This window comes from Streptomyces sp. NBC_00207 (genome assembly GCF_045160965.1).
Classification (GTDB): Bacteria; Actinomycetota; Actinomycetes; order Streptomycetales; family Streptomycetaceae; genus Streptomyces.
This window is the reverse complement of record NZ_CP130715.1, coordinates 2,577,886-2,598,017: the sequence shown is the minus strand read 5'-3', so window position 1 is coordinate 2,598,017 and position 20,132 is coordinate 2,577,886. Positions and strand designations below refer to the sequence as shown.

Below are 20,132 nucleotides of genomic sequence, written 5' to 3'. Positions count from 1 at the left end.
GCCACCACTGGCCGATAAAAACTACCGGCGCTAGTTTGTAGGGTGTCGGGGAGGTCGGATCCACGCGCAGGTGCGTACTCGGGAGGAATGCCATGAAGGCCCAGGACGGGATGTACATCGACGGCGCGTGGCGGCCCGCCGTCGGAGCCGACCGGATCGAGGTCGTCAATCCGGCCGACGGCCAGGTCATCGCCGAGGTCCCGGCCGGCACCGCGGAGGACGTGGACGCGGCCGTACGTGCGGCCCGTGCGGCCCTGCCCGGCTGGGCGGCCACGCCTCCGGCCGAGCGGGCCGCGCTGATCGGCGCACTCCGCGACGCACTGCAGGCCCGCAAGGGCGAGTTGACGGAGACCGTGACCGCCGAACTCGGCGCCCCGCTCCTCTTCGCGAAGGCGGTCCACGTCGGAGGGTCGATCGCCGTCACCTCCTCCTTCGCCGAGATGGCCGCCTCGTACGCCTTCGAGGAGCGGATCGGGAACTCCACCGTCCTGCTGGAGCCGGTCGGCGTGGTCGGGGCCATCACGCCCTGGAACTATCCGCTGTACCAAGTCGTTGCAAAGGTGGCGCCCGCTCTCGCCGCCGGCTGCACTCTCGTCCTCAAGCCGGCCGAGGACACCCCGCTGACCGCACAGCTCTTCGCCGAGGCCGTGCACGACGCGGGGATCCCGGCCGGAGTCTTCAACCTGGTGACCGGTACCGGTCCGGTCGCCGGGCAGGCGCTGGCCGCGCACGAGGGAGTCGACTTCGTCTCCTTCACCGGCTCGACCGCCGTCGGCAGGAAGATCGGCGCCACGGCCGGCGCCGCCGTCAAGCGCGTCGCCCTCGAACTCGGCGGCAAATCGGCCAATGTCATCCTGCCCGGGGCCGACCTGGCCGCGGCCGTCGCGGCAGGCGTCGGCCACGTCATGAACAACACCGGCCAGAGCTGCAACGCGCTCACCCGGATGCTCGTCCACCGGGACCAGTACGAGGAGGCCGTCTCGCTCGCGGCCGCCGCCGTCGCCGAATACCCCACCGGCGACCCCCGCGAGACGGGCACCCGCATCGGCCCGGTCGTCAACGCGAAGCAGCACGAACGCGTCCGCGGCTTCATCGCCAAGGGCGTGGAGGAAGGCGCGCGCCTCGTCGCGGGCGGGCCCGACGCCCCGCACGAGCAGGGCTACTTCGTGGCCCCCACCGTCTTCGCCGACGTCACGCCCGACATGACCATCGCCCAGGAGGAGATCTTCGGCCCCGTGCTGTCGATCCTCGCCTACGAGGACGAGGAGGAGGCCCTGCGCATCGCCAACGGCACCGTCTACGGTCTCGGCGGCGCCGTCTGGGCCGCGGACGAGGAGACGGCCGCGGCCTTCGCCCGCCGCATGGACACCGGGCAGGTGGACATCAACGGCGGCCGCTACAACATCCTCGCGCCCTTCGGCGGCTACAAGCAGTCGGGCGTCGGCCGTGAGCTGGGTACCCACGGCCTGGCGGAGTACCTCCAGACCAAGTCCCTGCAGTTCTGATCCCGCAACACCCCCGCTTCCCGGGCCCCTCCACCTTCCCCGGCCCCTCCACCCTCCCCAGCACCGGAAAGACGAGACGACGACCATGGTCCGCGCCGCCATCCTGCCCGCCGTCGGAGCCCCGCTGGAGATACGGGAGATCGTGCTGCCCGATCCCGGCCCCGGGCAGGTCCGGGTGCGGCTCGCCGCAGCCGGGGTCTGCCACTCCGACCTCTCGCTCACCAACGGCACCATGCGGGTCCCCGTGCCCGCCGTCCTCGGCCACGAGGGCGCGGGCACGGTCCTCGCCGTCGGGGAGGGCGTCACGCACGTCGCGCCCGGCGACGGCGTGGTGCTCAACTGGGCCCCGTCCTGCGGGGAGTGCCACCACTGCACGATCGGCGAGGTCTGGCTCTGCGCCAAGGCGCTCACCGGGGTCGGGGCGGTCTACGCGCACGACGCGCAGGGCACCGAGCTGCACCCCGGGCTGAACGTGGCCGCCTTCGCCGAGGAGACCGTCGTCGCGGCCAACTGCGTGCTGCCCGCTCCCGCCGGGATCCCGCTGGTCGAGGCCGCCCTGCTCGGCTGCGCCGTCCTCACCGGCTACGGGGCCGTCCACCACAGCGCCCAGGTCCGCCCGGGCGAGTCGGTGGCCGTCTTCGGCGTCGGCGGGGTCGGGCTGGCCGCGCTGCAGGCCGCCCGGATCGCGCAGGCGGGACCGATCATCGCCGTCGACGTGTCCCCGGCCAAGGAGGAGCTGGCGCGCGCGGCCGGGGCCACCGACTTCGTGCTCGCCTCCGACACCACCGCCCAGCAGATCCGCGCACTCACCGCAGGCCAGGGCGCGGACGTCGCCGTCGAATGCGTCGGCCGGGCGCAGACCATCCGCGGAGCCTGGGAGTCCACCCGCCGCGGCGGCCGCACCACGGTCGTCGGCATCGGCGGCAAGGAGCAGCAGGTCACCTTTCACGCCCTGGAGATCTTCCACTTCGCCCGCACCCTCACCGGCTGCGTCTACGGCAACAGCGACCCCGCCCGCGACCTCCCGGTGATCGCCGAACACGTCCGCGCGGGCCGTCTCGACCTCGGCGCCCTGGTCACCGACCGCATCACGCTCGACGGGATCCCGGCCGCGTTCGACGCGATGCTGGCGGGCAAGGGCGGCCGCTCCCTGGTCGTCTTCTAACGGCACCGCTTGCCCTGGCCGCGGCCGGCCTTCGCCCTGCGCCCGACCGGCGCGGCCGATCTCAGCCGGCCGCGCCGGCCGCCGCCTCTCGCCGCCGCCGCAGGTGCCGGTGTGCCTCGTCCAGCGACCAGGACCCGGGCCAGTCCTCCTCGCCCCGCGGGTCGTCGAGCAGCACGAGCGCCCGTACCGCCTCGGCCCGGATCTCGACCGACGGATCTCCCCGCCGCGGCAGCAGCGGGGTCCGCCCGTCGGGGCAATGGCGGGCGAGCCTTGCCCCGTGGCTGCGCAGGGCGTCGGCCACCGGGTACGCGCCACGGGTTGCGGCGATCTCCAACGCCGTCAGGCCGTCCGCGCCGAGGGCCCCCAGGCCGGGATCCGCCTCCTGCAGGGCGCGCACGCGCGCCGTGTCGTCGGCCCGCGCCGCGGTGATCACGGGGGTGTCCCCGTGTGTCACGCAGTCTCCTGCAACGCCTCGTACTGGAGGGCCAGCCCGTCCAGCAGCGCCGTCAAACCGGTTTCGAAGGCGCCCTCGTCCACCTCGCGCCCGCGCTCCGCCAGCAGGTGGGCCTGGCCCAGGTGGGGATAGTCCGCCGGGTCGTATGCCGTGCGGTCGTCCACGAAACCCCGGGCGAACGAGGCCACCGCCGAGCCCAGGATGAAGTACCGCATCAGCGCGCCGATCCGGGTGGCCTGCGAGGGGGGCCAGCCGGCCTCCGTCATCGCGCCGAACACCGCGTCCGCCAGCCGCAGTCCGGCCGGGCGGCGCCCCGGCCCGCGGGCCAGCACCGGCACGATGTTCGGGTGGTCCGCGAGGGCGTCACGGTACGAGTGCGCCCACGCGTGCAGGGCCGCCCGCCAGTCCCGGCGGCCGCTGTCGAACATCGACAAGTCGACCCGTGCGCTCACCGAGTCCGCCACCGCGTCCAGGATCTCGTCCTTGGTGCGGAAGTGGTTGTAGAGCGAGGGCCCGCTGACGCCGAGCGCGGCCGCGAGCCGACGCGTCGACACCGCCTCCAGCCCCTCCGCGTCCACCAGCGCGCCGGCCGCCTCGACGATGCGGTCCCGGCTGAGGAGGGGCTTGCGCGGTCTGGCCATGCGCCACATAGTAGGGCCTGGCCGCCATAAACTACCGGTGCTAGTTAAAGGCTCCGGACGAGACGCCCGGAGGTGCCCGGTGAATCTGGAGCTGAGTGAGGAACAGAGCGCCGTACGCCGGCTCGCCCGCGAGTTCACCGAGCGCGAGGTCGTCCCGTACGCCGCCGCGTGGGACCGGGCCGAGAGCGTGGACCGGGCCATCGTCAAGAAGCTGGGCGCGCTCGGCTTCCTCGGCCTGACCGTCCCCGAGGAGTACGGCGGCTCCGGCGGCGACCACCTCGCCTACGTCCTGGTCACCGAGGAGCTCGGACGCGGCGACTCCGCCGTGCGCGGGATCGTCTCCGTGTCCCTGGGCCTGGTCGCCAAAACGATCGCCGCCTGGGGGAACGAGGAACAGAAGCGGGCCTGGCTGCCCCGCCTGTGCTCCGGTGATGCACTCGGCTGCTTCGGGCTGACCGAGCCCGGCACCGGCTCCGACGCCGGCAGCCTCACCACCCGCGCCGTGCGCGAGGGGGACGCGTACGTCCTCGACGGCAGCAAGATGTTCATCACCAACGGCACCTGGGCCGATGTGGTGCTGCTCTTCGCCCGCACCGGCGACGAGCCCGGCCACCGCGGCGTCTCCGCCTTCCTCGTCCCCACCGACACGCCGGGCCTGACCCGCCGCGAGATCCACGGCAAACTCGGCCTGCGCGGCCAGGCCACCGCCGAGCTCTCCCTCGACGGCGTCCGCGTCCCCGCGTCCGCGATGCTCGGCCCCGAGGGCAAGGGCTTCTCGGTCGCCATGTCCGCCCTCGCCAAGGGCCGGATGTCGGTCGCCGCCGGCTGTGTCGGCATCGCGCAGGCGGCGCTGGACGCGGCCGTCTCGTACGCCGCCCAGCGCGAGCAGTTCGGCAAGCCGATCGCCCACCACCAGCTGGTGCAGGAGCTGATCGCCGACATCTCGGTCGACGTGGACGCGGCCAGACTGCTGACCTGGCGGGTCGCAGACCTCATCGACCGCGGGCAGCCCTTCGCCACCGAGTCCTCCACCGCCAAGCTCTTCGCCTCCGAGGCCGCCGTCCGCGCCGCGAGCAACGCCCTCCAGGTGCACGGCGGATACGGCTACATCGACGAGTACCCGGCCGGCAAACTGCTGCGCGACGCCCGCGTGATGACCCTGTACGAGGGCACCAGCCAGATCCAGAAACTGCTCATCGGCCGCGCCCGCACCGGGGTTTCCGCCTTCTGAGGCCCCGGCCGGCCGCCGCAGGGGCGGGGCCGGATGAGTATCCGCATGAGTACGCGTGCGGATGTGCTCGACCCCGTCCCGCCCGATGCTCGACCCATGAACGAGACACCGGTCAAGCAGCAGAACACGGGGGCGTACTACGGCCAGGCCGTCGCCTCCTTCGGCATCGCCATCGGCGCCGTGGCCGTGGGGATCTACAACATGGAGGTGGACGGCTGGGTGCGCGGTTTCCTGGGCATCGCGGTCCTGTACCTCACCACCTCGGCCTTCACGCTCGCCAAGGTGATCCGTGACCGTCAGGAGGTCACCCAGATCGTCAGCAGGGTGGATCAGGCCAGGATGGAGAAGATCATGGCCGAGTACGACCCCTTCGCGCCGAAGTAGTCGGCCCGAGTGCGCTAAGCGCTTGCTCACCCTCCGGTAAGGTGTTCACTTCCACACGGGTGAAGAGGTGAGCGAGCGATGGGCAGCGCGGAGGAGACGGTAGACGGCTACCGGCCGTGGTCCGAGGTCACCCCCGACGCCGCGCGGCGGCTGCTCGTCGCCGCCGTCGAGGCATTCGCCGAGCGCGGATACCACGCCACCACCACACGTGACATCGCGGGCCGGGCCGGCATGAGCCCGGCCGCCCTCTACATCCACTACAAGACCAAGGAAGAGCTGCTCCACCGGATCAGCCGGATCGGCCACGACAAGGCGCTGGAGATCCTGAGCACGGCGGCCGACGCCCCCGGCTGCGCCGCCGAGCGGCTCGATGCCGCCGTACGGTCCTTCGTACGGTGGCACGCGGCGCATCACACCACCGCGCGCGTGGTCCAGTACGAGCTCGATGCTCTCGCTCCGGAGCACCGCTCCGAAATCGTGGCACTGCGCCGGCAGAGCGACGCCGCCGTCCGCCGGATCCTCGCGGACGGGGTCGCCGCGGGGGAGTTCGACGTCCCGGACGTGCCGGGCACCACCCTCGCGGTGCTCTCGCTGTGCATCGACGTGGCCCGCTGGTTCAGCGTGACCGGACAGCGCACGCCCGACGAGGTCGGCGGGCTCTACGCCGACCTCGTGCTCCGCATGGTGGCCGCGCGGCCGGGCCCTCAGAAGTAGTAGCGGGACACCGACTCCGCCACGCACACCGGCTTGTCGCCGCCCTCGCGCTCGACCGTGACGGTGGCCGTGACCTGCACGCCGCCGCCCGCCTCCGCGACCTCCGTGACCACGGCCGTGGCGCGCAGCCGCGACCCGACCGGTACCGGCGCGGGGAAACGGACCTTGTTCGTCCCGTAGTTGAGACCCATCCGCATGCCCTCGACCCGCATGATCTGCGGCACGAGGCTGGGCAGCAGGGACAGCGTCAGATAGCCGTGCGCGATGGTGGAACCGAAGGGTCCGCCCGCCGCCCGCTCCGGGTCCACGTGGATCCACTGGTGATCCCCGGTGGCGTCCGCGAAGAGGTCGATCCTCTTCTGGTCCACCTCCAGCCACTCGCTGGGACCGAGCGGCTCGCCGACCCCGGCGCGCAGTTCCTCGGCGGACGTGAAGACCCTCGGCTCGGCCATGCCCTGCTCCTGCCTCTCACGGACAACTGTGGGACGAATAAGCGCTTGCTCAGCATGCTGGGACCGCATGTGTATGTCAACGGACCTCCGACTACGCTCGGCCGGGTGCCGCAGATTCCCGAGAAAGTCCATGAACTCACCGTCGGCCAGCTGTCCGCCCGTAGCGGCGCGGCCGTCTCCGCACTCCACTTCTACGAGACCAAGGGTCTGATCAGCAGCCGCCGCACCTCCGGCAACCAGCGCCGCTACAGCCGTGACGCACTGCGCCGCGTCGCCTTCGTGCGCGCCGCCCAGCGCGTGGGCATCCCGCTGGCCAGCATCCGCGAGGCCCTCGCCCAGCTCCCCGAGGAACGCACCCCCACCCGCGAGGACTGGGCCCGCCTCTCCGAGGCCTGGCGCACCGAACTCGACCAACGGATCATGCGGCTCGGCCGGCTGCGCGACCACCTGACGGACTGTATCGGCTGCGGGTGCCTCTCGATGAAGACCTGCGCCCTGTCCAACCCGGACGACGTCTTCGGCGAACGCCTCACCGGATCGCGGCTGTAGCCCCCGGGGCGGCCGCGCCCTGCGGCGCCGGTCGGCGGGAAGCCGTCGTCAGTTCCCGGGCCGCCGCCACCAGTTCGGCATTCGACCGGGCCGGCCGCCCGTCCGGCAGGTGCAGTACGTCTCCCACGCCGGTCCGCGCACCCGTTCCGCACCGCGCGGCCAGCCGCAGCACCGGCCAGGCGGCCGCCTCCCGCCCGTACACCAGCACCGCCACCGGCGGCAGCCCGCGCAGCCCGGCCACCAGCGCCGGATCGGCCGCGGCGAGTTCGGCCACGAGCCGGACCCGCCCCGGTTCGCGCACCGGCCAGGCCAGGAACCGTGCCATCGGCTCCGGCCCGGCCGGTCCGCCCAGCGGCACCACGGCGTCCACCGCGACCCCCCGCGCCAGCAGCGCCTGCGCCAGCTCCCCGGCCCCCGGCTCCCCGAAGTGCACCACCGCCCGGTCCGGCAGCACCGCCCACGAGCGCACCCGCTCCAGCCGCCCCGCCGGATCGGGCTCGGCCCCGATGCCCGCCGGCACCGACAGCGGTACGTGGACCCCCGCGCCCCGCATCGCCGCCAGCACCGGCCCCACCACCCGGGGCGAGAGGCTCTCCCGCCCGCACGGCGTCCGCGGGTGCACCAGTACCTCCCCGGCCCCCGCGGCGACCGCCGCGAGCGCCGACTCCGCCAGATCCGCCGGGGACATCGGCACCGCCGGGCCGTCCGCGGCGTCCCGGGCACCGTTCACCGACGCCAGCAGCAACGGCGTCACGCCGCCCCGGCCTGGGGCGTCTCCGCCAGCGCCGGTCTCGGCACCACGATCCCGCAGCCCGCGCACACCGGCCCGTCCCAGGCCCAGGCCCCCTCCCACGGCCCTACCGCGGCCACCGCCGGCCACCGCAGTTCGGTGTCCCCGCAGACCGGGCACGCCGTCCCCGGCTCCGACTCCAGCGCCCGCACCAGCCGCCGCAGCACCTCGCCCAGCGCCCCCTCGGGCCGCACTCCGGGATCCGCGCACCGCACCACGGCGTCCCCGCTCCCGCCCCAGGCCCACTCCGGCCGGCGCAGCCCGTCGTGCTTCTCCCGGCGGCGCCGTTCCGCGAACTGGCGCTCGTACTCCAGCCAGACCGCCCGCGCGTCCTCCAGTTCCTCCAGCGCGGCGACCAGCCGCAGCGGATCCGCCCCCCGGTCCTCGGGTGCGATCCCGTGCCGGTCGCACAGGTGCCACCACGTGGCCCGGTGCCCGTACGGAGCGAACCGCTCCAGGCAACGGCGCAGCGAATGGCGCCGCAAGGCCCGGTCATTGCGCGCATCGCGCACCTGGTAGGCCAGACTCCGGAAACCTGCCATCACACCATCACCTCCGCCGATGTGCCCAACATGCCCTGCCCGGGCCGGGCGCATGCGGGGGCGGTCGAGGCGTGCGGGTGGCACATGGCCAGAACTCAGCGCCCCATGCGCCCCGCGGCCACCACCACCCGGGCCAGTTCCTCGTGGCAGATGTCGCTGTGCGCCCCCGAGGGGGCACCGCCGCGGCGGACCACCGAGCCCGTGTCCACACTGACGCAACCGGTCGCGGGCACCCCCTCGCGCAGGGCGGTGTCGAGGCTCAGCCGCGGCGCGCCCGGCACCGCCTGCACCCCGTCGTGCCCGATGGCACCCCACCGTTCGTCGAAGCCCAGCAGTCCGGCCGAATCCCCTGCCATCCGGGAGGCCAGCGGGTAGAAGAGCTTGAGGGCCGAGTCGTGCGGGGAGTGGCAGGCCACCACCGGCCCGTCGACCCTCCGCTGGAGGCCGCGCAGGGCGCCGCCGTTGCTCCTGTCGTGCGGCAGCCGGTCGGCGAACGCGTAGTGGGAGAAGGCTCCCTGGAGCAGGGTCACGGACTTCACGTACCGGGCGCCGTCCGGCACGGCGCGCAGCGCGAAGGACACCACCCGCGCCCCGAAGCTGTGTCCGATCAGGTGGAAGCGCAGGGCCGGGCGGTCGGCCGCCAGCTGCGCCAGCACCGGGCCGAGGCCGCGCTCGCCGACCACGCCCGCCCGCTTCTTCATCTTGTAGTACGCCGCCTGTCGCAGCAGCTCCTTGGCGCCGCCCCACAGACCGCGCAGGGCGCCGCCGGCAGCGAAGCCCGGGCCACCGGCCGCGAGGTCGGGGCCAGCGACTGCGAGGTCAGGGCCGCGGGCCGCGAGGTCCGAGCCGTCGGCCTGCGCGCCCGCCGTGGCCAGGGCGCGGGCGAGGACCCGGCACACCTCCAGCACGTCGTCCGTGAAGAGGGCGGGAACCGCCGGAGCCACCGCCGCGGGCACCGCGTCCACGCCCGCCAGCTCCCGTACGAGCGCGCCGAACTCGATGAAGGCGGCCGCCGACTCGGGCCGCTCCTCCAGCAGTCCCGCCACCCGGTCCAGCTCCGCCTGCCGCCCCGGCCAGAGCTCCCCGAGCGCCCGGCGGGTGAGGGGGTCCAGGGCCGTGCCGAAGCCGGGTTCCGCGAGGGCGCCCGGTGCGTCGAAGTCGGGTATCGGCTCGTCGGAGAAGCGCATCGAGGGCCACACGACGCCCACGTAGCCGAGGCGCACCCCCGACCCGACCAGTCCCGGGAAGGGGGCGAAGAACCGGTCGTAGAGCCGGGTCGCGGTGGACCGGTCGCTGTTCCAGCCGTGCGCGAAGACCAGCACGTCCGTGGCCTCCATCCGGGCCACCGCACCCTGCGTGACCCGGTCCACGTCCCCTTCGGAGTCGAAGGTCAGCTCCGTGTACGGACCGACGCCGATCCCGATCCCGGCCGCGGCCCCGAGGCGGTTCCCCGCCGCGGCCCCGAGTCCGTTCCCCGCCGCGATCCCGGCCGCCGTCCCGGCCCCGATCCCGAACCCGCCGCCGATGTCCGCCATGACGTCCCCCTCCACGCCGTGCCTCCGGTGCTGTCAGCATCCTGCTGACGCGCCCGCCCGGCCAGCCCCCCGGCACGGTCGGCTCACTCGTAGAGCAGGTATCCCTCGCGCGTCGCCCCGAACCGCGCCAGCGCCGCCGCCCAGTCGCCCACGATCTCCTCCACCCCGGCCCCCGCGTCCACCATGGTCCGCACCCGGTCCGAGCCGGTCAGCCGGTCGATCCAGTGGTCCGTCCGCCAGGCGAAGCCGCTCCACGTCCGCCGCGCGGTGACCAGCAGCCCGATCCCGGCCCGTACCGGATCGAAGGCCTCCCGGTCGTGGACGATCAGCCGGACCCCGCCGCACACCTTCCCCAGGTGCTTGGAGAAGGTCGGCGTGAAGTACGCCTCCCGGAACCACACCCCGGGCAGCCCCAGCGCGTTCGCCGCCTCCGCCCACCGCCGGTCGATCCCCTCCGCGCCCACCACCTCGAAGGGTGTGGTCGTCCCGCGCCCCTCGGACAGGTTCGTCCCCTCGAACAGGCAGGTGCCGGCGTACGCGAGGGCCGTGTCCGGGGTCGGCATGTTCGGGCTCGGCGGCACCCAGGGCAGCCCGGTCTCCCCGAAGAACGACTGCCGCCGCCACCCGGACATCGCCACCGTCCGCAGCCGCACCGGACGGCCGGCCAGGAACTCGCCGTTGAAGAGCAGGGCCAGTTCGGCCGCCGTCATCCCGTGCGCGAGCGCGATCGGCTCCCGGCCCACGAAGCTCGCGTACGGCCGCTCCAGCACGGGCCCCGCCGCCCGGCGGCCGCCCACCGGATTCGGCCGGTCCAGCACCACCACCGCCTTGCCGGCGAGCGCGGCCGCGCGCATGCAGTCGTACAGGGTCCAGATGTACGTGTAGAAGCGCGCCCCGACGTCCTGGATGTCGAAGACGACGGTGTCGACCCCGGCCGCCGTGAACACGTCCGCGAGCTTCTGCCCGCTCTTGTCGTACGTGTCGTACACCGGCAGCCCGGTCGCCGGATCCCGCGAGGCCCCCTCCGAGTCGCCCGCCTGCGCCGTCCCGCGGAAGCCGTGCTCGGGCCCGAACACCGCGACCAGGTCCACCCGTTCGTCCGCGTGCAGGACATCGACCAGGTGCCGGGCGTCTGCGGTGATCCCGGTGGGATTGGTGACCACCCCGACCTTCTGCCCGGCCAGGACGCCGTACCCGTCCGCGGTCAGCCGCTCGAAGCCGGTACGCACCCGCTCCGCCGCCCGCGGCGCGGGGGCCGGAGCCGCCCCCGGTGGCGCTCCGGCGGCACCGACCGGCCCTGGAGCGCCCGCCGCCCCCACGGCACCCACTGATCCCAAGGCCCCCGCCAGTCCCAGCACCCCGCGTCGCGACAGCGTCATCCGGCCACGCTACGAGTCCAGCCCCTTCCACCCGGACATACCGACTGGTTAGTCTGCCGTCATCCGGCCTCCCGGTCCGGCACCCGTGCCGGGCATCCGGGATCCGGCGTCCGCCCCCGACATCCGGCCTCCGGCCGCACGAAAGGTGATCCCCGTGAACGCGTACCAGGACCAGCGAGTCGTCGTCACCGGCGCGGGCGGCGGCATCGGCGCCGCCCTCGCGCACCGCTTCGCGGCCGAGGGCGCCACGGTGGTGGTCAACGACCTCGACCCGGCCAAGGCCGCCTCGGTGGCCGGCGCGATCGGGGCCCGGGCGATCGCCGTGCCGGGGGACGCCTCGGCGATCGTGGCCGAGGCCCGCGAGGCCCTCGGCGGGACGGTCGACGTCTACTGCGCCAACGCCGGACTCGCCTCGGGCGGCGACGCGTTCGCCGACGAGGCCGTCTGGGAAGCGGCCTGGGACACCAACGTCATGGCCCACGTCCGGGCCGCCCGGCTGCTGCTGCCGGACTGGCTGGAGCGGGGGACCGGCCGCTTCGTGTCCACCGTCTCCGCCGCGGGACTGCTGACCATGATCGGAGCGGCCCCGTACAGTGTCACCAAGCACGGTGCGCTCGCCTTCGCCGAATGGCTCTCGCTGACCTACCGCCACCGCGGTGTCCAGGTCCACGCCATCTGCCCGCAAGGAGTGCGCACCGACATGCTGACCGCCGCGGGCTCGGCGGGCGAACTCGTCCTGGCGCCGACCGCGATCGAGCCGGAAGCGGTCGCGGACGCACTGTTCGACGGCATGGAGAAGGGCCGGTTCTTGATCCTCCCGCACCCCGAGGTCGCCGACTTCTACGCCGCCCGCGCCACCGAGCCGGACCGCTGGCTGAGCGGTATGAACCACCTTCAGCAGAAATGGGAGACCCGGTGACCTCCTCGTACGCCGCCAGGCCCTGGGTCGGGCTGCTCGCGCCGGTCCAGCGGGAGCCGGTCGCCCCGCCGCCCACCGTGCTGCACGCCTTCCGCGAGGCCGCCGCCCGGGCGCCGGAGCGCACCGCGCTGGCCTACTTCGACGGCCGGATCGGCTACGCCGAGGCCGACGCCCTCTCCGACTCCGTCGCCGGTCACCTCGGCGCGCGGGGCGTCCGGCGCGGGGACCGGGTCGCGGTCATGCTGCAGAACACCCCGCACTTCGTGCTGGCCGTCCTCGCCGCCTGGAAGGCCGGGGCCGTCGTCGTCCCGCTCAACCCGATGTACAAGTCGGCCGAGGTCCGCCACGTCCTGCGCGACTCCGGGGCCGCCGCGCTGGTCTGCGACGGCCGCGCGTGGACCGCGTACCTGGCCGGGGCGGCGCGGGAGAGCGCCGTGCGGACCGTCCTGACCGCCTCGGACCTGGACTTCCAGACGCGCAACGACCCCCGGCTGTTCGGCCCGCAGCCCGAATCGGACGCCTCCGGCCCGCCGGCCCGGTCGAGCTCGCCGGCCCGCCCCGGCCTGCCGGCCCAGCGCGGTCCGGCCGCAGCGGAGCAGCCCGGCCCCGTCCCGGCCCCCCTGCCCGGAGGGCACACTGCCGACCTCGTGACCGTGGCCCGCCGGGGCGACGCGGCGCCGGACGGCCCGCCCCTCACCGCCGCCGACACCGCCCTCATCAGCTACACCTCCGGCACCAGCGGCACCCCCAAGGGCGCCATGAACCCGCACGGCGCGCTCACGTACAACGCCGCACGCCAGGTCACCTCCCACCCCCTGCCCGAGGGCGCCACCTACTTCGCCCTCGCGCCCCTCTTCCACATCACCGGCATGGTCTGCGAGCTCGCCGCCTGCTTCGCCAACGCCGGCACCCTGGTCCTCGCCCACCGCTTCGACGCGGGCACCGTCCTCGACGCCTTCCTCGAACACCGCCCGGCCTACACCGTCGGCCCGGCCACCGCCTTCATGGCCCTCGCCGCCCACCCCGACGTCACGCCCGACCACTTCGCCTCGTTCCAGGTGATCTCCTCCGGCGGCGCCCCGCTCCCGCCCGCGCTCGTCGAACGCCTGCGCGCCGCCTTCGGCTTCTACCTCCGCAACGGCTACGGCCTGACCGAGTGCACCGCACCCTGCGCCAGCGTGCCCGTGCACCTCGAAGCCCCCGTCGACCCGGCCTCCGGCACCCTCTCCGTGGGCCTGCCCGGCGCCGACACCGTCGTCCGCATCCTCGACGAGCAGGGCGCCGAGGTCCCCTTCGGCGAGACCGGCGAGATAGCCGTCCGCGGCCCGCAGGTGGTACCCGGCTACTGGGGCCTGCCCGCCGAAACCGCCGAGGCCTTCCCGGGCGGCGAACTGCGCACCGGGGACGTCGGATTCATGGACCCCGACGGCTGGCTCTACGTCGTCGACCGCAAGAAGGACATGATCAGCGCCTCCGGCTTCAAGGTCTGGCCGCGGGAGGTCGAGGACGTGCTCTACACCCACCCCGCCGTCCGCGAGGCCGCGGTGGTCGGAGTACCGGACGCGTACCGCGGGGAGAACGTGAAGGCGTACGTGAGCCTGCGTCCCGGCACCTCGGTGGAGCCGCAGGAACTGTCCGCCTACTGCGCCGCGCGCATCGCCGCGTACAAATACCCGCGCCAGGTGGAGATCCTGCCTGTCCTTCCGAAGACGACCAGTGGCAAGATCCTGCGACGGGAACTGCGCGATCGCGGCTGAAAACAGTCGGACGGTCGTACAGCTGGTCGCACTGACCAGGCAGGAATCAGGAAGGGAAGGTCAGCGCCATGGCGGCCAGGACCACGGAGCCCGCAGGCACGCACGAAGCCCCGGTACCGCAGCGGCTGCTGGCCGTCGCCACCCGGCTGTTCGCCGAGCGCGGCTACGACCGCACCTCGGTCCAGGAGATCGTCGAGGCGGCCGGCGTCACCAAGGGCGCGCTCTACCACTACTTCGGGTCCAAGGACGACCTGCTGCACGAGGTGTACGCGCGGATGCTGCGCCTGCAGCAGCAGCGGCTCGACGCGGTGGCCGATTCCGACGCGCCCGTCGAGGAGCGGCTGCGGGCGGCCGCCGCCGACGTGGTCGTCACCACCATCGAGAACCTCGACGACGCGATGATCTTCTTCCGGTCGATGCACCAGCTCAGCCCGGAGAAGTTCAAGCAGGTCCGGGCGGAGCGCCGGCGCTACCACGAGCGGTTCCGGGCGCTGGTCGAGGAGGGCCAGCGCACGGGCGTGTTCTCCGACGCCACCCCCGCCGACCTGGTCGTCGACTACCACTTCGGCTCCGTGCACCACCTGTCCACCTGGTACCGGGCGGACGGCCCCCTCACCCCGCAGCAGGTCGCCGACCACCTCGCCGACCTGCTGCTGCGCGCGCTGCGCCCCTGACGGGTCACCGCTCCAGGACGGGGTAGTCGGTGTAGCCCTCCGCCCCCTGTACGTACATCAGGAACTCCGGGCGGATCTCGTTGAGGGGTGCGCCCGTGCGCAGCCGCTCGACGAAATCGGGGTTGGCGAGGAAGCCCCGGCCCAGGGCGACCAGATCGGCGCCCGCGGCCAGCAGCTGCTCGCCGCGCCGCCGTCCGCCGTCCGCCGCGACCTCCTCGTGGGAGAGCCGGGGGTTGGCGATCAGCGTGCCCGGCCAGGCGCGGCGGATCTCCGTGAAGCGGGGCTGGTCCGGGTCGGCGTACACCTGGTGCAGGTAGGCCGGTCCGAGGTCCGCCAGGGCCTTGACCAGTGCCGGATAGATCTCCTCGGTGTCGCCCTCCTCGATGCCGTTGACGCTCAGCCCGGGTGAGATCCGTACGCCGACCCGCTCGGCTCCGATCGCCGCGGCGACGGCCCGGACCACCTCGACGGTGAAGCGGATCCGCCCCTCGACGGACCTGCCCCACTCGTCGGTGCGCCGGTTGGTGTTCCGCGAGAGGAACTGGTGGAGCAGGTGGCCGTTGGCGGAGTGCACCTCCACACCGGCGAAGCCCGCCTCGACGGCGTTGCGGGCGGCGTCCGCGAAGTCGGCGATGGTCGCCCTGATGTCCTCGGCCGTCATCTCCCGGGGCGGGACGGCCTCCCGCAGCCCGCCGGGCGTGTGCAGCGGCTCGGGGAACCGCACCGCCGACGGGGCGAGCGGGACGTGCCCGCTGGTGTCGGGGTGGCCGACCCGGCCGCCGTGCTGCAGCTGGAGGAACATCCGCCCGCCCGCGGCGCGCACGGCGTCGGTGACCCGGCGCCATCCGGCGATCTGCGCCGGGCTGTGGATGCCGGGGATGTGCGGATAGGTCTGGCCGACCGCGTTCGGTGTGGTGCCCTCGGCGATGATCAGACCGGCCGAGGCGCGCTGGGCGTAGTACGTGGCCATGAGCTCGCCCGGGACCCCGTCGGAGCCGGCGCGGTTGCGCGTCAGCGGCGCCATCACCAGGCGGCTGGGGAGCTCCAGGCCGCCGAGGCGGGCGGATTCGAAGAGACGGGATGTGGCGGGAGCCTGCTGTGTCTGCGTCATGCCGGTACCGTAGAACCTGACATTGATGTCAGATTCAAGACCTGAGGGGGCCATGCGGATCGGGGAACTGGCGGCGCGCACCGGAGTCGGCGAGCGCTCGCTGCGCTACTACGAGACCCAGGGACTACTCGTGTCCGACCGGACGCCGGGCGGTCACCGGGAGTTCTCCGAACGCGCCGTCGACCGTGTCATCCGCATCCAGGAGCTCTACGCGGCCGGCCTGAACAGCGCGAAGATCGCGCGCATCCTGCCCTGCATGCGGGACGAGGACGGCGGCCCGTCCGTGCGCGCCACCCCGCGGCTGGTGGCCGAACTGACCGCCGAGCGGGAGCGGATCGACCGGCTGATCGGCGACCTCCTCCGCTCCCGCGAGGTCCTGGACGAGGTCATCGACGCGGCGGCGGGCGCCGTCGCCACCTGACCCAGGGCCGCCACCTCGGGCGCCCCGCCGGGCGGGGCCCGTTCTGTCTCGGCGCGCCGCGCCGACGGGCCCCCGTTCCCTACATGTGGCGCTTCAGCTCCCGCCGCGCCAGCGACCGCTGGTGGACCTCGTCCGGTCCGTCGGCCAGCCGCAGCGTCCGCGCCGCCGCCCACAGCTCGGCCAGCGGGAAGTCCTGGCTCACCCCGCCCGCACCGTGCAACTGCACCGCGTCGTCGAGGATCCGCACCACCGCCCGCGGGGTCGCGATCTTGATCGCCTGGATCTCGGTGTGCGCACCCCGGTTCCCGACCGTGTCCATCAGCCAGGCCGTCTTCAGCACCAGCAGCCGCAGCTGCTCCACCGTCACCCGGGCGTCGGCGATCCAGTTCTGTACGACGCCCTGGGCGGCCAGCGGCTTGCCGAAGGCGGTACGGTCCACCGCGCGCCGGCACATCAGGTCGATGGCCCGCTCCGCCATGCCGATCAGCCGCATGCAGTGGTGGATGCGGCCCGGGCCGAGCCGGGCCTGGGCGATCGCGAAGCCGCTGCCCTCCTCGCCGATCAGGTTCGCCGCCGGGACCCGCGCCCCGTCGAAGACCACCTCGGCATGGCCGCCGTGGTCGTGGTCCTCGTACCCGTAGACCGTCATGGCCCGGCGCACCTCGACGCCGGGGGTGTCGCGCGGGACCAGGATCATCGACTGCTGGCGGCGCGGATCGGCGCCCTCCGGGTCGGTCTTGCCCATCACGATGAAGATCTTGCAGTCCGGGTTCATCGCCCCGGAGATGAACCACTTGCGCCCGGTGACCACGTACTCGTCGCCGTCGCGCTCGATCCGCGTCTCGACGTTCGTCGCGTCCGAGGAGGCGACGTCGGGCTCGGTCATCGCGAAGGCCGAGCGGATCTCCCCGGCCAGCAGCGGCTCCAGCCACTGCTTCTTCTGCGCCTCGTCGCCGAACTGCGCGAGCAGTTCCATGTTCCCGGTGTCGGGGGCCGCGCAGTTGGTCGCCATCGGCGCCAGGTGCGGACTGCGGCCGGTGATCTCGGCGAGCGGCGCGTACTGGAGGTTGGTCAGCCCGGCGCCGTGCGCCGCGCCGGGCAGGCCGTGCTGGTCCACGAAGAAGAGGTTCCACAGGCCCTGGCGGCGTGCTTCGGCCTTCAGTTCACCGAAGACGGCCGGGGTGTCCCAGGGCGAGGCCAGCCGTGCGCGTTGCTCGGCGGCGACGGGCTCCGCCGGGTAGACGTACTCCTCCATGAACGCGAGCAGCTGCTCGCGGAGTTCCTCGGTCCGGGCGTCGAATGCGAAGTCCATGGGTGCGTGCCTCAGCCTTCCTGGAGTTCTTGCAGGGTGGTCAGTCCGTGCTCGATGAAGACCGGCACCAGCTCGCCGATCCGGTCGAAGCCCGCACCGACGGTCTGCCCGAGCGTGTAGCGGTAGTGGATGCCTTCGAGGATCACCGCGAGCTTGAACCAGGCGAAGGCCGTGTACCAGGCGATGCCCCCGGTGTCCCGGCCGGAGCGGGCGGCGTACCGTTCGACCAGCTCGGCGGGGGCCGGATGGCCCGGCGCGCCGCTCGTCGTGCTGACCGCGGACGCGGTCAGGCCGAGGTCGGAGCTGTACATCACGAGCAGCCCGAGGTCGGTCAGCGGATCCCCGAGGGTGGACATCTCCCAGTCCAGCACGGCCCGGATCGTGTCGTCCGGGCCGCCGATCAGGACGTTGTCCAGCCGGAAGTCCCCGTGCACGACCGTCGGGGCGGGGGAGACGGGCAGGGTCCGGCCGAGCGTGGCGTGCAGCTCGTCGATCCCGGCGAGCTCCCGCCCCCGGGAGGCCGCGAGCTGCTTGCCCCACCGGCGCAGCTGCCGGTCGAGGAACCCCTCCGGCCGGCCGAAGTCGCCCAGGCCCACCGCCTGCGGATCCACCGCGTGCAGCTCGACGAGGGTGTCCACCAGGCCCAGCACCGCCCGCCGGGTGCGCTCCGGGCCGAGGGCGGCGAGCTCGCCGGCCGTCCGGTACGGCACCCCCTCCACGTACTCCATGACGTAGAACGGGGCCCCGAGCACGGCCTCGTCCTCGCACAGCAGCACCGGCTCGGGCACCGGCACGGCCGTGCCGTGCAGCGCCTCGATGACCCGGTGCTCGCGCCGCATGTCGTGCGCGGTGGCCAGTACGTGGCCCAGTGGAGGCCGGCGCACCACCCAGCGGGCGGTCCCGTCGGTGATCTCGTACGTGAGGTTCGACCGGCCGCCTTCGATCAGCCGGCCGCGCAAGGGCCCGGCCACGAGGCCCGGCCGCACGCGGTCGAGATGACCGCGCAGCCGCTCCAGATCCAGGCCGCGCGGGTCGGCCGGGGCTGAGGTCATGGGTACGCACCTCCGTGCGGAGTGAGGACTGAGGAGCAAGCGGCGGTGCTCCGCCGCATGCCATCATGCCGACCAGTCGGTATGCCGTCCAGAGCGCGGGCCGAAAGAACGCCTTCCGCCCGGCCGAGTCATGTCACGCGTGACAGAGGATCGGCGTCCCGCCGTTCATCACCGTCATGTCCTTCAGGACCGCCAGGATGTCCAGCGGCGCGCCTTCCGGTTCCCCGGCCAGTTCCGCGTAGGCCCGGTGCACGTTCGCCACCAGCCGCTCGCTCTCCCGCCATGCGGCGAACTCCCCGAGGTCGGCCTGCCGGGCCACCTCCAGCGGGGTCAGCCCCTTCGCCCGCCCCTCCCGGGCGAGCTCGGCCACGTACCGCAGGTAGCGTTCGGTGGCCTCGTAGGCCGAGGCGTCGGTCAGGGGGCCGTGACCCGGTACGACCGTCTCCGCGTCCAGCGAGCGCAGCAGCTCCAGCGCCCGCAGGGAGCCGGCGAGGGAGCCCATCGCCAGGAACGGGGTCCCCTCGGCGAAGACCAGGTCCCCGGTGAAGACCACCCGCTGCCGGGGCAGCCACACGATCGAGTCACCGGTGGTGTGCGCCACCCCCGGGTGGATGACCTGCACCTCCGTCCCGCCCACGTGCACGGTGGCCCGGTCGCTGTACGTGAGATCGGGCGCGGTGATGTCGATCGCGCCGAAGTCGGTGGCGGGCCAGATCATCTCCAGCTGGTGACCGGCGGCGAGCTGCTCGGTGCGCGCGCTGTCGTGCCCGAGGATCAGCGCCTCGGGGGCGAAGACGCCGTTGCCGTAGGTGTGGTCGCCGTGGTGGTGGGTGTTCACCACGGTGCGGGGGAGCGGCACCCCGGCCGCCAGGACCGCCTCGCGCAGCGCCAGGGCCCGCCGCTCGGTGGCGGCGGTGTCTATGAGCAGGGTCCGGCCTCCGTCGCTCACGAAGCCGGCGTTGTTGAGGCACCAGCCGCCGTCCGGCTGGACGTAGGCGTACACCCCCGGCGCGGGCTGGACGAGGTACGGCTCTTCGACGGGCATCTGGGCTCTCCCCCGGGTCGCTTTGACGGGCGGTCAGCATCCTGCCAGCCGTCGCCGCGCCGGGGGAGGGCGGGTGCCGCGCGCCGACCGGCGCCCTCCCGTACGGGAGGGCGCCGGTCGGCGGGAGCGGTCAGTGGCGCCGGTCAGTGGTCGTCGTAGTGCCCGTCGTGCGCGGCGTGCCGGTGCCCGTCGTGCACGTAGTCGACGTGGTCGCCGTGCTGGACCGTCTCGTGCCCGCAGTCCGCGCCGTGCGCGTGGTCGTGGCCGTCGTGAGCGGTGTGCCCGGTGGGCTCGCACTCGTCCCAGTGCCCCGAGTGCTCCCGGTGCAGATGGCCGTCGTGTGCGTAGTCGACGTGGTCGCCGTGCCGAACCGCCTGGTGCCCGCAGTCCGCGCCGTGCGTGTGCTGGTGCGTGGGGTGTTCGTGGTGCAGGGTCGTCATGGCGCCGAGATTAGTGCGGATCGCCGGGTATCGCCCGTTGTGTCCGGGCGACGCGCAAAA

Annotated in this window: 22 protein-coding genes; 10 read left to right on the top strand and 12 right to left on the bottom strand. The window is 73.6% G+C overall.

Annotated elements, in window-relative coordinates; genetic code table 11:
* Positions 1-92 precede the first annotated feature (92 nt).
* Positions 93-1,505, top strand: a complete 1,413-nt coding sequence (locus OG472_RS12475) for an aldehyde dehydrogenase family protein (protein WP_405941420.1) — start codon at positions 93-95, stop codon at positions 1,503-1,505.
* 85 nt (positions 1,506-1,590) lie between these two features.
* Positions 1,591-2,670: a Zn-dependent alcohol dehydrogenase gene (locus tag OG472_RS12470; protein WP_401609076.1), complete on the top strand. Its 1,080-nt coding sequence runs from the start codon at positions 1,591-1,593 to the stop codon at positions 2,668-2,670.
* A 61-nt stretch (positions 2,671-2,731) separates the two neighbouring features.
* Here the strand turns inward: OG472_RS12470 and OG472_RS12465 are convergent, their stop codons facing one another.
* Complete coding sequence (locus OG472_RS12465; RefSeq protein WP_405941419.1) at positions 2,732-3,124, bottom strand: hypothetical protein; 393 nt, start codon at positions 3,122-3,124, stop codon at positions 2,732-2,734.
* Entirely contained in the window at positions 3,121-3,765 is a 645-nt protein-coding gene (locus OG472_RS12460) for a TetR/AcrR family transcriptional regulator (RefSeq protein ID WP_405941418.1), read from the bottom strand. The genes OG472_RS12465 and OG472_RS12460 overlap by 4 nt, the downstream gene beginning before the upstream one ends.
* 79 nt (positions 3,766-3,844) lie before the next feature.
* On the opposite strand from OG472_RS12460, the gene OG472_RS12455 reads away from it, so the two are divergent.
* The 3 genes from OG472_RS12455 (at position 3,845) to OG472_RS12445 (ending at position 6,094) form a co-directional block, all read left to right on the top strand.
* Positions 3,845-4,996, top strand: coding sequence for an acyl-CoA dehydrogenase family protein (locus tag OG472_RS12455; RefSeq protein ID WP_405829460.1), 1,152 nt, complete (start codon positions 3,845-3,847; stop codon positions 4,994-4,996).
* Positions 4,997-5,092: 96 nt separating this feature from the next.
* Positions 5,093-5,380: a YiaA/YiaB family inner membrane protein gene (locus OG472_RS12450; RefSeq protein WP_319730553.1), complete on the top strand. Its 288-nt coding sequence runs from the start codon at positions 5,093-5,095 to the stop codon at positions 5,378-5,380.
* A 78-nt stretch (positions 5,381-5,458) separates the two neighbouring features.
* Positions 5,459-6,094 (top strand): TetR/AcrR family transcriptional regulator, encoded by a 636-nt coding sequence (locus OG472_RS12445; protein ID WP_401609086.1) that lies wholly within the window; start codon positions 5,459-5,461, stop codon positions 6,092-6,094.
* On the opposite strand, the gene OG472_RS12440 is transcribed toward OG472_RS12445, so the two are convergent.
* On the bottom strand, positions 6,085-6,546 hold the full coding sequence (locus OG472_RS12440) for a MaoC family dehydratase (protein WP_383573412.1): 462 nt from the start codon (positions 6,544-6,546) through the stop codon (positions 6,085-6,087). The genes OG472_RS12445 and OG472_RS12440 overlap by 10 nt on opposite strands.
* Positions 6,547-6,651: 105 nt before the next feature.
* Here OG472_RS12440 and soxR point away from each other — a divergent pair, with 105 nt between their 5' ends.
* On the top strand, positions 6,652-7,095 hold the full coding sequence (gene soxR / locus OG472_RS12435; RefSeq protein ID WP_383573415.1) for a redox-sensitive transcriptional activator SoxR: 444 nt from the start codon (positions 6,652-6,654) through the stop codon (positions 7,093-7,095).
* Here the strand turns inward: soxR and OG472_RS12430 are convergent.
* The 4 genes from OG472_RS12430 to OG472_RS12415 form a co-directional block, all read right to left on the bottom strand.
* Complete coding sequence (locus OG472_RS12430) at positions 7,076-7,849, bottom strand: 3-keto-5-aminohexanoate cleavage protein (RefSeq protein ID WP_405941417.1); 774 nt, start codon at positions 7,847-7,849, stop codon at positions 7,076-7,078. The two genes, soxR and OG472_RS12430, sit on opposite strands and share 20 nt — an antisense overlap.
* Positions 7,846-8,427, bottom strand: coding sequence for a hypothetical protein (locus tag OG472_RS12425; RefSeq protein ID WP_361763918.1), 582 nt, complete (start codon positions 8,425-8,427; stop codon positions 7,846-7,848). The genes OG472_RS12430 and OG472_RS12425 overlap by 4 nt, the downstream gene beginning before the upstream one ends.
* Positions 8,428-8,522: 95 nt before the next feature.
* On the bottom strand, positions 8,523-9,977 hold the full coding sequence (locus tag OG472_RS12420) for a serine-threonine protein kinase (RefSeq protein WP_405941416.1): 1,455 nt from the start codon (positions 9,975-9,977) through the stop codon (positions 8,523-8,525).
* 68 nt (positions 9,978-10,045) lie between these two features.
* Positions 10,046-11,341 carry an exo-beta-N-acetylmuramidase NamZ domain-containing protein gene (locus tag OG472_RS12415; protein WP_405941415.1) on the bottom strand — a complete coding sequence of 432 codons (1,296 nt, stop codon included), beginning with the start codon at positions 11,339-11,341 and terminating at the stop codon, positions 10,046-10,048.
* A gap of 145 nt (positions 11,342-11,486) precedes the next feature.
* Between OG472_RS12415 and OG472_RS12410 the strand changes: the two genes are divergently transcribed.
* The 3 genes from OG472_RS12410 to OG472_RS12400 all read left to right on the top strand — a co-directional run bounded on the left by OG472_RS12410 (position 11,487) and on the right by OG472_RS12400 (position 14,691).
* Positions 11,487-12,260, top strand: coding sequence for an SDR family oxidoreductase (locus OG472_RS12410; RefSeq protein ID WP_401609678.1), 774 nt, complete (start codon positions 11,487-11,489; stop codon positions 12,258-12,260).
* A complete protein-coding gene (locus OG472_RS12405; protein ID WP_405941414.1) occupies positions 12,245-14,017 on the top strand; it encodes an AMP-binding protein in 1,773 nt (590 codons plus the stop codon). Before OG472_RS12410 ends, OG472_RS12405 begins: the two co-directional genes overlap by 16 nt.
* A 68-nt stretch (positions 14,018-14,085) precedes the next feature.
* A complete protein-coding gene (locus OG472_RS12400) occupies positions 14,086-14,691 on the top strand; it encodes a TetR/AcrR family transcriptional regulator (protein WP_030388725.1) in 606 nt (201 codons plus the stop codon).
* Between the two features lie 4 nt (positions 14,692-14,695).
* On the opposite strand, the gene OG472_RS12395 is transcribed toward OG472_RS12400, so the two are convergent.
* Complete coding sequence (locus tag OG472_RS12395) at positions 14,696-15,802, bottom strand: alkene reductase (protein WP_405829446.1); 1,107 nt, start codon at positions 15,800-15,802, stop codon at positions 14,696-14,698.
* A gap of 52 nt (positions 15,803-15,854) precedes the next feature.
* On the opposite strand from OG472_RS12395, the gene OG472_RS12390 reads away from it, so the two are divergent.
* Positions 15,855-16,223 carry a MerR family transcriptional regulator gene (locus OG472_RS12390; protein ID WP_401609681.1) on the top strand — a complete coding sequence of 123 codons (369 nt, stop codon included), beginning with the start codon at positions 15,855-15,857 and terminating at the stop codon, positions 16,221-16,223.
* A gap of 79 nt (positions 16,224-16,302) precedes the next feature.
* Here OG472_RS12390 and OG472_RS12385 read toward each other — a convergent pair whose 3' ends face one another.
* The 4 genes from OG472_RS12385 to OG472_RS12370 form a co-directional block, all read right to left on the bottom strand.
* Complete coding sequence (locus OG472_RS12385; RefSeq protein ID WP_405829445.1) at positions 16,303-17,535, bottom strand: acyl-CoA dehydrogenase family protein; 1,233 nt, start codon at positions 17,533-17,535, stop codon at positions 16,303-16,305.
* An 11-nt stretch (positions 17,536-17,546) separates the two neighbouring features.
* Positions 17,547-18,587: a phosphotransferase family protein gene (locus OG472_RS12380; RefSeq protein ID WP_401609105.1), complete on the bottom strand. Its 1,041-nt coding sequence runs from the start codon at positions 18,585-18,587 to the stop codon at positions 17,547-17,549.
* A 133-nt stretch (positions 18,588-18,720) separates the two neighbouring features.
* Positions 18,721-19,632, bottom strand: coding sequence for an MBL fold metallo-hydrolase (locus OG472_RS12375; RefSeq protein ID WP_401609106.1), 912 nt, complete (start codon positions 19,630-19,632; stop codon positions 18,721-18,723).
* Positions 19,633-19,775: 143 nt separating this feature from the next.
* Positions 19,776-20,072 carry a hypothetical protein gene (locus OG472_RS12370; protein WP_401609108.1) on the bottom strand — a complete coding sequence of 99 codons (297 nt, stop codon included), beginning with the start codon at positions 20,070-20,072 and terminating at the stop codon, positions 19,776-19,778.
* Between the last annotated feature and the right edge of the window lie 60 nt (positions 20,073-20,132).